The following is a 12,430-nucleotide window of genomic DNA, read 5'->3' as shown; positions in this document are numbered from 1 at the left end:
GCCGGGCTCGTCGGTCAGCCGGCTCCGCGTCGGTCAGCTCGGGTCGTCGGTCAGCTTCTCGCCCCGGCGACGCAGCATGCCCAGGCCGGGGATGCCGGCGACGGCGAGCTTCAGGTCCCGGGTGACGTCGAGCAGGTCGTGCAGGTCCGGCCCGACCCGGTCCAGGGTGGCCAGGATCGGCAGGATGTCGGCGGTGAGGTGCTCCTTGAGCTTGGGCAGCTCGTCGACCAGCCGGATGGCCGCCGTCACCTCCTCGTGGCTGAGTTCCTCGACGAAACGAGTCGCCATCGGCGCGGCCCGCCGCAGCGCCGGCTCGTACGCGGCGAGCAGCTCGCCAGCGGTGTCGGCCGCCCCGGCGGCGGCGTCCACCGTGGCGGCGGCCCGGCCGGCGACCCCCTCGGCCGCGGCGACCACCACGGCCGCTGCGGTGGCGACCCCGGTGGCGGTGTCGATCGCGGTGGTCGCGGAGGCACTGATCACGGCCACCTCCCGGACGGCGGACTCGGCGTCGTCGAGCACCCGGTCCGTGCGGTCCAGCGTCCCCTCGATCCGGTCCACCACCCCGTTGATCCGGGACAGCAGCGCCTCCACCCCGTCGAGCACCGCGAACGCGCGGACCGGGACGGCGGCGAACGAGGCGGCCGAGCCGAGGGCCTGATCGAAGGCGGACCGGGTGAGGCCGAGGACAGCGGTCGGCCGGGGAAGGGGAATCGCCATGCCTCCCAGTGTGCGCCGGGACATCCAGTGCCGCCCGCCGGCGCCCGACTGCCGGGTCAGGGCGAGCGCCCCGCCGGCCGATCGGTCATCCCTGGTCAACCTGCTGCTCGACGGCCCGCTGCACGGCGCGGTAGATCTGCCCGAACCGTAGCGCGTCCGGGGTGCGCAGCAGCATCACCTCCTGGCCGTGGTGCTGCACCCACAGCTCGTTGACCCGGTTCCCCCGCTCGTACGAGCGGTCCAGCCAGCCGAGCGGCACCTCCAGGAACGGGACCAGGGCCAGCGCGCCCACGGCGCAGGCGGCCAAGATGATCAGAGCCAGCGTCCAGTTGCCCCGGTCCTGCGCCGACCACGCGAGCGAGACCACACAGACCAGCGCAAGCAGCGGCGGCAGCGACAGCAGCAGCACCAGCACGCCCCGGCCGACGACCCGCCCCCGCACGGCGAGCGTGGTCCGCCCGCGTGCGTGCCAGACGTACGTGATTCCGGCGATCGGGATGGAGTGGCCGCCCGCCCGGATCGACTCGGAGGTGACCTGCACCGCGTCGTCCCGGTAATAGAGGGTCATCACTAAGCCTAACCGGCCGGCGCGCTTCTTCGCCCCCCAGCGTCGATGTCTCTGGCGGCGGACGGCCGTCAGCCGGCCCGGCGCTTCGTGGCGCCGCCCGGAGGGCTGGTCGCCCCCTGAGCCGGGCCGGTCGCCCTCTGCGCCGCGCGCGCCGGGGTCTGCCCGGCTTCCACCGCGCGCTGCACGGCCCGGTAGATCTGCCCGAAGCGCAGCGCGTCGCGGGTGCTCAGCAGCCGCACCGGGTGGCCGCGCCACCGGACCCACAGTTCCAGCTGCCGGCTGCCTCGGGCGTACGAGCGGTCCAGGTGCTCGAAGAGGAAGTCGGCGACCGGCCCGACGGCGAGCCCGACCAGCACCGAGGCCCCCACGATGGCGATCGTGACGGTCAGCGAGCGGTGCAGCCACAGCGCCAGCGCCACGCCCAGGGCGGCGGCGACCAGCGGCCCGGCGAGCGCGGCGCCGATCGCGCCCCGGCCGGCGAGCACCCGCCAGGACCGGCTGCCGCGCAGGTGCCAGACCATGCTGATCTCGGCCAGCGGGTACGCCTGGCCGTCCACGTGGATGGCGGCGGAGGTGACCTGCACCGACCTGTCGTCGTAGTACCTGACCATGGCGGACTCCGGGGTGCGGGGCGGACACCAGACTACTTACCCCAACGACCCGGGCCGTAAGGTTGGCACGCGACTTCGACGAGGAAGTGAGGGCGGCGTGAGCGAGTTCGTGCGGCTGGAGACCAGGGACGGCATCGGCACCATCCGGCTGGAGCGGCCGCCGATGAACGCGCTCAACAAGCAGGTCCAGGAGGAGTTGCGGGCCGCCGCTGCGGCCGCCACCGCCGACCCCGAGGTCCGCGCCGTCATCGTGTACGGCGGGGAGAAGGTCTTCGCGGCCGGCGCGGACATCAAGGAGATGGCCGAGATGTCCTACGTGGACATGGCGGGGCGGGCAGCCGCCCTGTCCAGCGCGCTCGGCGAGTTCGCCCGGATCCCCAAGCCGGTGGTCGCCGCGATCACCGGGTACGCGCTCGGCGGCGGTTGCGAGCTGGCCCTGGCCTGCGACTGGCGGGTGGTGGCCGAGGACGCCAAGCTCGGCCAGCCGGAGATCAAGCTCGGTGTCATTCCCGGCGCGGGCGGCACCCAGCGGCTGGCCCGTCTCGTCGGCCCGGCCCGGGCCAAGGACCTGATCATGTCGGGCCGGATGGTGGACGCCCAGGAGGCGCTGCGGATCGGCCTGGCCGACCGGGTGGTCCCCGCCGCCGAGGTGTACTCCACCGCCGTCGAGCTGGTGAAGCCGTACCTGAAGGGTCCGGTGCAGGCGCTGCGGGCGGCGAAGCTCGCCGTCGACGGCGGCCTGGACATGGATCTCACCTCCGGCCTGGCCTGGGAGAGTCAGCTCTTCGCGGCGCTGTTCGCCACTGACGACCGGCGCGAGGGGATGGCCGCCTTCGTCGAGAAGCGCAAGCCGGACTTCACCGGGCGCTGACCCGAGGGCGGTTCACATTCGGCCTACCGGCCAGTAGCGTGTGACTCCGGCCACGGACGAGGGGAACGGCGATGACGGAGCGGGTCGAAGGTCACGGCGGGGAACTGGCGCTCGCGGCGCTGCGCGCGCACGGCGTACGGGAGATGTTCACCCTCTCCGGCGGGCACGTCTTCCCGCTCTACGACGCGGCCCACAAGGCCGGATTCCCGCTCTACGACGTCCGGCACGAGCAGTCGGCGGTCTTCGCGGCCGAGGCGGTGGCCAAGCTCAACCGCCGCCCCGGCCTCGCCGTGCTCACCGCCGGCCCCGGCGTCACCAACGGCATCTCCGGGCTGACCAGCGCGTTCTTCAACGCGTCGCCGGTGCTGGTGCTCGGGGGTCGGGCCCCGCAGTTCCGCTGGGGCTCCGGCAGCCTCCAGGAGATGGACCACCTGCCACTGGTCGCCCCGGTCACCAAGCACGCCGAGACGGTGTTCAGCGCCGACGACATCCCACGCGCGGTCAGTGCCGCGCTGACCACCGCGCTCACCCCGCACCGGGGCCCGGTCTTCCTGGACGTCCCCCTGGAGGCGGTCTTCTCCGTCGGCGACGCCGAGCTGCCCGAGGTGGCCCCGCCCGCGCCGGTCGAGGCCGACCCGGAGGAGGTGGCGAGGGCCGCCGCACTGATCGCCGCCGCCAGCCGTCCGGTGATCATCGCCGGCTCCGACGTGTACGCCGGGGACGCCGTCGACGCGCTGCGGGCCGCCGCCGAGGCGTTGCAGGTGCCCGTCTTCACCAACGGCATGGGCCGGGGCACACTGCCGCCGACCCACCCGCTCGCCTTCGCCAAGGCCCGCCGGGTCGCCCTGCGCGGCGCCGACGTGGTCGTCGTGGTCGGCACCCCGCTGGACTTCCGGCTCGGCTTCGGCGACTTCGGCGACGCCCAGGTCGTGCACGTGGTGGACGCCCCCAGCCAGCGCGCCACCCACGTCCAGCCGGCCGCCTCGCCCGCGGGCGACCTGCGGCTGGTCCTCACCGCGTTCGCCGACCACCCCGGCGACCGGGCCGACCACGCCGACTGGATCGCCGAGCTGCGCGTCGCCGAGGACGCCGCGAAGGCCCGCGACGGCGAGGAGATGGCCGCCGGGACCGACCCGATCCGCCCGGCCCGGGTCTACGGCGAGCTGCGCCGGGTCCTCGCCCCGGACGCCATCACCATCGGCGACGGGGGCGACTTCGTCTCGTACGCCGGGAGGTACCTGGAGCCCGCCCAGCCCGGCACCTGGCTCGACCCCGGCCCGTACGGCTGCCTCGGCACCGGCATGGGCTACGCCATGGGGGCCCGGGTCAGCCACCCGGACCGGCAGGTCTGCGTGCTGATGGGCGACGGCGCCGCCGGCTTCTCGCTGATGGACGTGGAGTCCCTGGTCCGTCAGCAGCTCCCCGTGGTGATCGTGGTCGGCAACAACGGCATCTGGGGCCTGGAGAAGCACCCGATGCGGGCCATGTACGGCTACGACGTGGCCGCCGACCTCCAGCCTGGGCTGCGCTACGACCACGTCGTCGAGGCCCTCGGCGGAGCGGGGGAGATGGTGGAGAAGGCCGCCGACCTCGCCCCGGCCCTGGAGCGCGCCTTCGCCTCCGGCGTGCCGTACCTGGTCAACGTCCTGACCGATCCGGCCGACGCGTACCCCCGCTCCTCGAATCTGGCCTGAGGCCGCCGCCGGTCCCGGCGTAATCCGCCGAGGGCTAAATCGGCGGATTCTCAGCGCCCGTCGCCGTAACGTCAGCCGCGCCTCGGCAGTTTGTCAGTGCCGTCGGCCATGGTGGCGTGACAAGCGAGACGACGGGAGCTTTTCCATGACATACGCGATCCGGGCGGAGGGTCTGGTGCGGCGCTTCGGCGCTACCACTGCCCTCGCCGGAGTCGACCTCGCGGTCCCCACCGGGACCGTGTTCGGACTGCTCGGGCCCAACGGGGCCGGCAAGACCACCATCGTGCGGGTGCTCGCCACCCTGCTCGCCGCCGACGAGGGCCACGCCACCGTCGGCGGGTACGACATCCGCCGCGACGCCCACCGGGTCCGTCAGCTCATCGGCCTCACCGGCCAGTACGCCTCGGTCGACGAGGCCCTCACCGGCACCGAGAACCTGCTGCTGATCGGGCGGCTGCTCGGGCTCAGCCGGGCCGACGCCCGGGCCCGGGCGCGTGAGCTGCTCGCCCGGTTCCAGCTGACCGACGCCGCCGAACGGGCGGCGAAGACCTACTCCGGCGGGATGCGCCGCCGGCTGGACCTGGCCGCCAGCCTCGTCGGCCGGCCGCAGGTGCTCTTCCTCGACGAGCCGACCACCGGGCTGGACCCGCGCAGCCGCAACGAGCTGTGGGACACGGTCCGCGAACTGGTCACCGACGGGGTGACCGTGCTGCTGACCACGCAGTACCTGGAGGAGGCCGACCAGCTCGCCGGCGAGATCGCCGTCGTCGACCATGGCAGGGTGATCGCCCAGGGCACGCCGGAGGAGCTGAAGGCCAAGACCGGCGGCCAGGTGCTCACGGTCCGCCCGGCGGACCCGGCCGACCTGGCGACCGTGGTGTCCATCGCCGGCGAGGTGGCCACCGTCCCCCCGGAGGTCGCCCACACCACCGTCACCGTCCCGGTGAACGACCCGGCGGTGCTGTCCGCCGTGGTCCGCCGCCTCGACGCCGCCGAGGTTCCGGTGGCCGAGCTGGCCCTGCGCGGCTCCAGCCTCGACGAGGTCTTCCTCTCCCTCACCGGCCACCGCGCCGAGTCCGACGCCCCGGCCGGGGCCGACCTGGAAAGGACGCCGGCATGACCGCCGCGAACGTCACCGCCGGCACCCGGCTGGCCCCGGCCCGACGGCTCGGCGTGTCCGCCGGGCTGCGGCACACCCTCACCCTGACCTGGCGCAGCCTGGTGCAGATCAAGCACAACCCGATGGAGCTGCTCGACCTGAGCATCCAGCCGGTGATGTTCGTGCTGCTGTTCACGTACGTCTTCGGCACGGCCATCTCCGGCTCGCCGGGGGAGTACCTGACGTTCGCGCTGCCCGGCATCATCGTGCAGAACGCCCTCTTCGCCACCATGACCACCGGGTTCGGGCTGAACAACGATCTCACCAAGGGAGTGTTCGACCGGCTGCGCGCCCTGCCGATCGCCCGTTGGGCGCCGTTGGCCGGGCGGATCCTCGCCGACACGGTGAAGCAGGCCTGGTCGGTGTCGCTGCTGATCGGCGTCGGCGCGATCCTCGGCTTCCGGCTGGGCAACGGGGTGCTGGGGCTGCTCGGGGCGTTCGTCCTGCTGCTCGGCTTCTCGCTGGCCGCCGCGTGGATCTCGGTGCTGGTCGGGGTGCTGGTCAGCGAGCCCGAGAAGGTGCAGATCTTCGGCTTCATGGTGATCTTCCCGCTCACCTTCACCAGCAACGTCTTCGTCCCGACCGACCGGATGCCGGGCTGGCTCCAGCACTGGGTCGAGGTCAACCCGGTGACCATCCTGGCCGACGCCCTGCGCGGCCTGCTGGTCGGCGGCCCGGTGACCACCCCGGTCGTCCAGTCGATGCTCTGGGCCGTCGCCCTCGCCGCCGTCTTCGCGCCCCTGGCGGTTCGGGCGCTTAGGCGTCGAGTGTGACCCGCACCAGCTCGCGGACCGGCTCCAGCCGGGCCTTCTGACCGGGCAGTCTGGCCGGGCAGTCTGACCGGGCTCGCCGCCGCGTCAGGCTCCCGGCCGGTCGTCCTCCCGGGGCGGGTCGCCCTCCTTACGGCGCAGGTCGTCCTCGCGCCGGCGCAGGTCGTCCTCCCAGCGGCGGAACAGCTCCTGGTCCTGCTCGCGGGAGTGCTCGGCGAGGGAGCTGAGGAACTCCGGGTCGTCGTCCGGGGCGACGGGCCGGCGGCGCTCGGCCGGAGCGCGGCCGAGCGGCCCGGCCGCCCGGGGCCGGCCCGCGGAGGGCTCCCGTCCCGCGACGAACCAGGCGATCGAGCCGACCAGCGGGAAGACCAGGATGACCAGCACCCAGGCGATCCGGGGCAGGCCACGGACCTGGCCCTCCTCGGCCGAGAGGCAGCTGATCAGCGCGCAGACCGCGAGGACGATCTGGATCAGGAAGAGTAGGACGTACAGCCTGGCCATCCCCCTATCATGGCGCACCTTCGCCCGATCACCACAGTCCGCGCGCCGTCAGCAGCACACCCACCGCGGCCTGCCCGAGGGCGGCCAGGGCGACCACGGGCATGGTCCGCGATGTGCCGCGCATCGGGCCCGAGCCGACGGCCCGCCCCCAGCAGAGGGCCAGCGCCGCCGCCCAACCGGAGATCGCCACGCCGGCCAGCACCGCCCCGATCGCGTCCCCGGTGAGGGCCAACCGGACGGTCAGCACGGTGACGACGGTGAGCGCGAGCAGGGTGCGCCGCCAGGCCAGCCGGGTCCGTTCGGGTTGCAGCCCCGGGTCGGTGGTCACCGGCCGCCGACCGCCCGGACGAGCACGGCCACCACCAGCAGCAGCGCGCCCAGGCCCACGGCGAGGGCGAGGACGGCGGGGAAGCGGGACGCCGGTAGCTCCTCGCCGAGCCGGATGGCCCGCTCGGTGCGGGCCCAGTGGTCCACGGCCCGCACCGCCACCGTCCCGCCGAGCAGCAGCAGGGCGACGGCGATCGCCTCGCGCAGGTGGGCCAGCGGCAGCGGCGGCAGGAACTGGGCCGCGGCCAGCCCGCCGGCGACCAGCGCCAGCCCGGTGCGCAGCCAGGCCAGGAACGTCCGCTCGTTGGCCAGGGAGAACCGGTAGTCGGGCGTGCTGCCCACCGACCGCATCTCCCGCGGGTCGAACCACCGCCGCACCGTCTCCCACACGAAGCCGATTATCCGCTTTGCCCCGGGCATAGCCTGGACCGGTGACCGATCTTGACGCGATGACGCTGCGTGAGGCGTACGACAACCAGCTGAAGGCATGGGTGCCGGACCCGCTCCCGGCCGGGGTGACCGTGGAGCGGGACGGGCCGCTGTCCCGCATTCTCGGCCTGGACCGCGGGGGTTTCCTCAGCTACCGGGACCTGGGCGGCCTGACCGGGGCGGGGCTGGACGAGCTGATCGCCCGGCAGGTGGAGTTCTTCCGGGCCCGGGGCGAGCAGGTGGAGTGGAAGCTGCACGGTCACGACGAGCCGGCCGACCTGCCCGACCGGTTGCGGGCCGCCGGGTTCGTCCCGGAGGAGCGGGAGACCGTCGTGATCGGCCCGGTCGCGCCGCTGGCCGCAGCCCTCCCGGTGGTCCCCGAGGGGGTACGCCTGCGCGAGGTGACCGCCCGCGCCGACCTGGACCGGATCGTGGTCATGGAGGAGGAGGTCTGGGGCGAGAGCAGGGGTCACCTCGCCGACGGGCTGGAGCGGGAGATCGCCGCCGACCCGCAGTCGATCACGGTGGTGGTCGCCGAGGCGGGGGAGACCGTGGTCAGCGCCGGCTGGGTGCGCTACGTCCCCGGCACCGGCTTCGCGACGCTGTGGGGCGGCTCGACGCTGGAGGGGTGGCGACGCCGGGGCATCTACCGGGCGTTGGTCGGCCACCGGGCGCGGTTGGCCGCGCAGCGCGACCGCACCCTGCTCCAGGTGGACGCCTCCGACGACAGCCGGCCGATCCTGGAGCGGCTCGGCCTTGTCCCGGTCACCACCACCACGCCGTACATCTACACTCCGTGACCATGGGGCAGCGACTGACGGACGACGAGCGGCTCACCCTGAAGACCGGCGCGTTCGGCGCGGTCTTCCTGGTCTCGAACGCCGATCCGGGCATGCTCGCGCTGCTGCGGGAGAGCTTCGCCGCGTCCGGGGTGTTGGCGCAGGCGGGCGGCCCGGTGAAGGAGGCCCTCACCACCGGGCCGCTGCCGACGCTGCCCCGGGACTCGGCTCTGGAGATCGAGTCGGTGGTGCTGCCGGCGCTCGGCCGGGCGGTGAAGATCCTGCGGGAGAAGTCCCCGGAGGACGTGGCCGGCTACCGGTCGCTGGTGCTCGCCGCCGCCGACCGGGTGGCCCGGGCGCACCGGGGGGTGGTGCCGGCCGAGGCGGCGGCGATCGACAAGATCAGGGCCGCGCTGGCCGAGTCGGCCTGACCTCCGCCGCACGCGACCCGCCCGGGTCGCGTGCGGTGAGCTGTGTCACGCCGGGGTTCCCGGAGGTCGAAGCTACTTGTGGGTAACATTGGGTCGTGGGCAACTGCACAGCAGCCCGCTGTTGACCGGGCGTCAACGGACGCGCGAGGCTGCGCCCGAGACCGGGCGAGCGCGCGAGGCTGCGCCCGAGGCCGGGCGAGCAATCGCAACACCAACAGGAGGGTCGTCGAAGCGCGATGAACATCGTCGTACTCGTCAAGCAGGTGCCCGATTCGGGCGCGGACCGCAGCCTGCGTACTGACGACAACACCGTCGACCGCGGTTCGGCGAACAACGTCATCAACGAGATGGACGAGTACGCCATCGAAGAGGCGTTGAAGATCAAGGAGGCGCACGGCGGCGAGGTCACCATCCTGACCATGGGTCCGGACCGGGCGACCGAGTCGATCCGCAAGGCGCTCTCCATGGGGCCGGACAAGGCCGTGCACGTCGTCGACGACGCCCTGCACGGGTCCTGCGCCGTGGCCACCTCGAAGGTGCTCGCCGCCGCTCTCGGTCAGCTGGGCGCCGACCTGGTGATCTGCGGCGCCGAGTCGACCGACGGCCGGGTCCAGGTCCTGCCGCACATGATCGCCGAGCGCCTCGGCGTCGCCGCGCTGACCGGTGCGCGCAAGCTCACCGTCGACGGTGCCACCCTGACCGTCGAGCGGCAGACCGAGGAGGGCTACGAGGTGGTCACCGCCTCGACCCCGGCCGTCGTCTCCGTCTGGGACACCATCAACGAGCCGCGCTACCCGTCCTTCAAGGGCATCATGGCCGCCAAGAAGAAGCCGGTGCAGACGCTCTCCCTGGGTGACCTCGGTGTCGCCCCGGCCGAGGTGGGCTTCGACGGCGCGACCAGCGCCGTGCTGGGGCACACCAAGCGCCCACCGCGCTCCGGCGGCGCGAAGGTCACCGACGAGGGCTCCGGCGGCGTGCAGCTGGTCGAGTTCCTCGCCACCGAGAAGTTCGTGTGAGGGGTCTGGACATGTCTGAGGTTCTCGTCGTCGTCGAAGCCACCCGGGAGTTCGGCGTCAAGAAGGTCACCCTGGAGATGCTCACCCTCGCCCGCGAGCTGGGCACGCCGAGCGCGGTCGTGCTCGGTGGCCCCGGCGCCGCCGAGGCGCTGAGCGCCAAGCTGGGCGAGTACGGCGCGGAGAAGATCTACGCCGCAGAGGGCGAGGAGATCGACGGCTACCTGGTGGCCCCCAAGGCCACCGTGCTGGCCGAGTTGGTCAAGCGGGTCCAGCCCGCGGCCGTGCTGCTCGCCTCCGCCCAGGAGGGCAAGGAGATCGCCGCCAGGCTGGCCGTCAAGCTGGACAACGGCATCCTGACCGACGTGGTCGGCCTCGCGGCCGACGGCACCGCCACCCAGGTCGCGTTCGCCGGCTCGGCCATCGTGAAGTCCAAGGTCACCAAGGGCCTCCCGCTGGTCACCGTCCGGCCGAACTCGGTCACCCCGGTGCCGGCCGCCGCCACCCCGACCGTCGAGCAGCTCACCGTGTCGGTCACCGACACCGACAAGCTGGCCAAGGTCGTCGACCGGGTCGCCGAGCAGAAGGGCTCGCGCCCCGAGCTGACCGAGGCCGGCGTGGTCGTCTCCGGCGGTCGTGGCGTCGGCAACGCCGACAACTTCAAGCTGGTCGAGGAGCTGGCCGACCTGCTCGGCGGTGCCGTCGGCGCGTCCCGCGCGGCCGTCGACTCCGGCTTCTACCCGCACCAGTTCCAGGTGGGCCAGACCGGCAAGACCGTCTCCCCGCAGCTCTACGTCGCGCTGGGCATCTCCGGGGCGATCCAGCACCGGGCCGGCATGCAGACCTCGAAGACCATCGTCGCCGTGAACAAGGACGGCGAGGCCCCGATCTTCGAGCTGGCCGACTTCGGCGTCGTCGGCGACCTGTTCAAGGTCGTCCCGCAAGCCGCCGAGGAGATCCGCAAGCGCAAGTGAACGACGCCCCCTGCGGGCTGGCAGGTACCCGGAAGGAGTGGCTGTCCCAGCTGGGACAGCCACTCCTTCCGGGTACGCCGCCGGGGCGGGGCGGGGGCTGATCGGCGGGTCGGGGAGCTGAGCCGGCCCGCCGATCAGCCCGTCAATGCGCCTCCCGACAGGGTTCTGTCGGGGTGGGCGGGTCGTCGGGTCGATGGGGTGGTTAGTCCTTGTAGTACCCCGGAATGCCCTGGAGATTCGCCACGTGCGGGTCGGTGGCTCCGCGCTGCGCCCCGGTGGGCTCCCTGGGGCTGGGCGAGGGTGCCCTCCGGCTTCGGGTCGCCGGTGCCCCGGTCAGTAGGCTGAACGGTGATGGCATACCTGGATCACGCCGCGACGACTCCGATGCTCGACGAGGCACTGGAGGCGTACCTGGCCGCCGCTCGCGAGGTCGGCAACGCGTCGTCACTGCACGCGGCCGGCCGGCGGGCCCGGCGCTGGGTGGAGGAGTCCCGCGAGCGGGTGGCCGCCGCGCTGGGCGCCCGCCCGTCCGAGGTGATCTTCACCGGCGGCGGCACGGAGAGCGACAACCTCGCGGTCAAGGGCATCTTCTGGGCCCGCCGGTCCGCGTCCCCGGGCCGGCGGCGGCTGGTCTCCAGCGCCGTCGAGCACCACGCCGTACTCGACGCGGTCGACTGGCTGGTCGACCACGAGGGGGCCGAGGTGGGGTGGCTGCCGGTGGACGCCGCCGGTCGGCTCGCCCCGGAGACGCTGCGCGCCGAGCTGGCCGCGCACGGCGACGACGTGGCCCTGGTCACCGCCATGTGGGCCAACAACGAGGTGGGCACCCTCCAGCCGGTCGACGCGCTGGCCGCCGTCGCCGCCGAGCACGGCGTGCCGTTCCACACCGACGCGATCCAGGCCGTCGGCCAGGTGCCGGTCGACTTCGCCGCCAGCGGCGTCTCAGCGCTCACCGTCACGGGGCACAAGCTGGGCGGCCCTGCGGGCGTCGGCGCGCTGGTGCTCGCCCGGGATGTCGCGGCCACCCCGCTGCTGCACGGCGGCGGGCAGGAGCGCGACGTCCGCTCCGGGACGCTGGACACCGCCGGCATCGTCGCCTTCGCGGTCGCGGTGGAGGCGGCCGTGAAGGGCCAGCAGGAGTACGCGGCCCGGGTGGCCGCCCTCCGTGACGACCTGGTGGAGCGGGTCCGGCACGCCGTTCCCGAGGTGGTCTTCAACGGCGACCCGGCCGACCGGCTCCCGGGCAACGCGCACTTCTCCTTCCCTGGCTGCGAGGGCGACGCCCTGCTCCTGCTGCTCGACGCCCAGGGCATCGCCTGTTCCACGGGCTCGGCCTGCTCGGCCGGCGTGGCCCAGCCCTCGCACGTGCTGATCGCGATGGGTGCCGACGACGACCGCGCCCGTTCCTCGCTCCGCTTCACCCTCGGCCACACCAGCACCCAGGCAGAGATCGACGCCCTGGTGACGGCCCTCCCGGCCGCAGTCGACCGCGCCCGCCGTGCCGCCGCCCTCCGCACCCCACGCTAGCCCGCACCCCCGCCGACCAGCTGGACCCGTGGGCCCGGTTCGGTGCCGTGCGCCTTCCG

At 73.6% G+C, this 12,430-nt stretch carries 15 protein-coding genes; 9 read left to right on the top strand and 6 right to left on the bottom strand.

Annotated elements, in window-relative coordinates; all coding sequences use genetic code 11:
* Positions 1 to 33: 33 nt before the first annotated feature.
* The 3 genes from ACFYZF_RS06860 to ACFYZF_RS06850 form a co-directional block, all read right to left on the bottom strand.
* Positions 34 to 717: a hypothetical protein gene (locus ACFYZF_RS06860; protein ID WP_387016727.1), complete on the bottom strand. Its 684-nt coding sequence runs from the start codon at positions 715 to 717 to the stop codon at positions 34 to 36.
* 85 nt (positions 718 to 802) lie between these two features.
* Positions 803 to 1,285, bottom strand: coding sequence for a DUF6232 family protein (locus ACFYZF_RS06855; RefSeq protein WP_387016726.1), 483 nt, complete (start codon positions 1,283 to 1,285; stop codon positions 803 to 805).
* A gap of 68 nt (positions 1,286 to 1,353) precedes the next feature.
* Positions 1,354 to 1,896 (bottom strand): DUF6232 family protein, encoded by a 543-nt coding sequence (locus ACFYZF_RS06850; RefSeq protein WP_387016724.1) that lies wholly within the window; start codon positions 1,894 to 1,896, stop codon positions 1,354 to 1,356.
* Between the two features lie 97 nt (positions 1,897 to 1,993).
* Here ACFYZF_RS06850 and ACFYZF_RS06845 point away from each other — a divergent pair, with 97 nt between their 5' ends.
* From ACFYZF_RS06845 to ACFYZF_RS06830, 4 genes are all read left to right on the top strand, one after another.
* Complete coding sequence (locus ACFYZF_RS06845) at positions 1,994 to 2,767, top strand: enoyl-CoA hydratase/isomerase family protein (RefSeq protein ID WP_387016722.1); 774 nt, start codon at positions 1,994 to 1,996, stop codon at positions 2,765 to 2,767.
* A 71-nt stretch (positions 2,768 to 2,838) separates the two neighbouring features.
* A complete protein-coding gene (locus ACFYZF_RS06840) occupies positions 2,839 to 4,461 on the top strand; it encodes an acetolactate synthase (RefSeq protein WP_387016721.1) in 1,623 nt (540 codons plus the stop codon).
* Positions 4,462 to 4,606: 145 nt separating this feature from the next.
* Positions 4,607 to 5,581 (top strand): ATP-binding cassette domain-containing protein, encoded by a 975-nt coding sequence (locus tag ACFYZF_RS06835; RefSeq protein WP_387016719.1) that lies wholly within the window; start codon positions 4,607 to 4,609, stop codon positions 5,579 to 5,581.
* The gene (locus tag ACFYZF_RS06830; RefSeq protein WP_387016717.1) at positions 5,578 to 6,393 is read left to right on the top strand and encodes an ABC transporter permease; all 816 of its coding nucleotides are present in this window, start codon (positions 5,578 to 5,580) and stop codon (positions 6,391 to 6,393) included. The genes ACFYZF_RS06835 and ACFYZF_RS06830 overlap by 4 nt, the downstream gene beginning before the upstream one ends.
* 84 nt (positions 6,394 to 6,477) lie before the next feature.
* Here ACFYZF_RS06830 and ACFYZF_RS06825 read toward each other — a convergent pair whose 3' ends face one another.
* Genes ACFYZF_RS06825 through ACFYZF_RS06815 form a run of 3 tightly spaced genes read right to left on the bottom strand, consistent with a single transcriptional unit; the run spans position 6,478 to position 7,638 of the window.
* Entirely contained in the window at positions 6,478 to 6,891 is a 414-nt protein-coding gene (locus ACFYZF_RS06825; RefSeq protein ID WP_387016715.1) for a PLD nuclease N-terminal domain-containing protein, read from the bottom strand.
* Positions 6,892 to 6,919: 28 nt separating this feature from the next.
* Positions 6,920 to 7,219, bottom strand: a complete 300-nt coding sequence (locus tag ACFYZF_RS06820; RefSeq protein WP_387016713.1) for a DUF202 domain-containing protein — start codon at positions 7,217 to 7,219, stop codon at positions 6,920 to 6,922.
* Positions 7,216 to 7,638 (bottom strand): YidH family protein, encoded by a 423-nt coding sequence (locus ACFYZF_RS06815; RefSeq protein ID WP_387016711.1) that lies wholly within the window; start codon positions 7,636 to 7,638, stop codon positions 7,216 to 7,218. The genes ACFYZF_RS06820 and ACFYZF_RS06815 overlap by 4 nt, the downstream gene beginning before the upstream one ends.
* 11 nt (positions 7,639 to 7,649) lie before the next feature.
* Here ACFYZF_RS06815 and ACFYZF_RS06810 point away from each other — a divergent pair, with 11 nt between their 5' ends.
* The 5 genes from ACFYZF_RS06810 (at position 7,650) to ACFYZF_RS06790 (ending at position 12,371) form a co-directional block, all read left to right on the top strand.
* Positions 7,650 to 8,447 carry a GNAT family N-acetyltransferase gene (locus tag ACFYZF_RS06810; protein WP_387016709.1) on the top strand — a complete coding sequence of 266 codons (798 nt, stop codon included), beginning with the start codon at positions 7,650 to 7,652 and terminating at the stop codon, positions 8,445 to 8,447.
* A gap of 2 nt (positions 8,448 to 8,449) precedes the next feature.
* Positions 8,450 to 8,857, top strand: a complete 408-nt coding sequence (locus ACFYZF_RS06805; protein WP_387016708.1) for a hypothetical protein — start codon at positions 8,450 to 8,452, stop codon at positions 8,855 to 8,857.
* 236 nt (positions 8,858 to 9,093) lie between these two features.
* Positions 9,094 to 9,873, top strand: coding sequence for an electron transfer flavoprotein subunit beta/FixA family protein (locus ACFYZF_RS06800; protein ID WP_387016706.1), 780 nt, complete (start codon positions 9,094 to 9,096; stop codon positions 9,871 to 9,873).
* A gap of 11 nt (positions 9,874 to 9,884) precedes the next feature.
* Complete coding sequence (locus ACFYZF_RS06795; RefSeq protein ID WP_387016704.1) at positions 9,885 to 10,844, top strand: electron transfer flavoprotein subunit alpha/FixB family protein; 960 nt, start codon at positions 9,885 to 9,887, stop codon at positions 10,842 to 10,844.
* Between the two features lie 351 nt (positions 10,845 to 11,195).
* Complete coding sequence (locus ACFYZF_RS06790; RefSeq protein ID WP_387016703.1) at positions 11,196 to 12,371, top strand: cysteine desulfurase family protein; 1,176 nt, start codon at positions 11,196 to 11,198, stop codon at positions 12,369 to 12,371.
* Positions 12,372 to 12,430 lie beyond the last annotated feature (59 nt).

Source organism: Micromonospora sp. NPDC001898 (assembly GCF_042891255.1).
Lineage (GTDB): Bacteria > Actinomycetota > Actinomycetes > Mycobacteriales > Micromonosporaceae > Micromonospora.
The sequence above is the reverse complement of the archived record's forward strand: the minus strand, read 5'-3'. Positions and strand labels throughout refer to the sequence as shown.

Excerpts from the sequence above, each read along its gene's own strand:
- ACFYZF_RS06860 (WP_387016727.1), bottom strand. The coding sequence starts at position 717 with ATGGCGATTCCCCTTCCCCGGCCGACCGCTGTCCTCGGCCTCACCCGG.
- ACFYZF_RS06855 (WP_387016726.1), bottom strand. The coding sequence starts at position 1,285 with ATGACCCTCTATTACCGGGACGACGCGGTGCAGGTCACCTCCGAGTCG.
- ACFYZF_RS06850 (WP_387016724.1), bottom strand. The coding sequence starts at position 1,896 with ATGGTCAGGTACTACGACGACAGGTCGGTGCAGGTCACCTCCGCCGCC.
- ACFYZF_RS06840 (WP_387016721.1), top strand. The coding sequence starts at position 2,839 with ATGACGGAGCGGGTCGAAGGTCACGGCGGGGAACTGGCGCTCGCGGCG.
- ACFYZF_RS06835 (WP_387016719.1), top strand. The coding sequence starts at position 4,607 with ATGACATACGCGATCCGGGCGGAGGGTCTGGTGCGGCGCTTCGGCGCT.
- ACFYZF_RS06830 (WP_387016717.1), top strand. The coding sequence starts at position 5,578 with ATGACCGCCGCGAACGTCACCGCCGGCACCCGGCTGGCCCCGGCCCGA.
- ACFYZF_RS06825 (WP_387016715.1), bottom strand. The coding sequence starts at position 6,891 with ATGGCCAGGCTGTACGTCCTACTCTTCCTGATCCAGATCGTCCTCGCG.
- ACFYZF_RS06815 (WP_387016711.1), bottom strand. The coding sequence starts at position 7,638 with ATGCCCGGGGCAAAGCGGATAATCGGCTTCGTGTGGGAGACGGTGCGG.
- ACFYZF_RS06805 (WP_387016708.1), top strand. The coding sequence starts at position 8,450 with ATGGGGCAGCGACTGACGGACGACGAGCGGCTCACCCTGAAGACCGGC.
- ACFYZF_RS06800 (WP_387016706.1), top strand. The coding sequence starts at position 9,094 with ATGAACATCGTCGTACTCGTCAAGCAGGTGCCCGATTCGGGCGCGGAC.
- ACFYZF_RS06795 (WP_387016704.1), top strand. The coding sequence starts at position 9,885 with ATGTCTGAGGTTCTCGTCGTCGTCGAAGCCACCCGGGAGTTCGGCGTC.
- ACFYZF_RS06790 (WP_387016703.1), top strand. The coding sequence starts at position 11,196 with ATGGCATACCTGGATCACGCCGCGACGACTCCGATGCTCGACGAGGCA.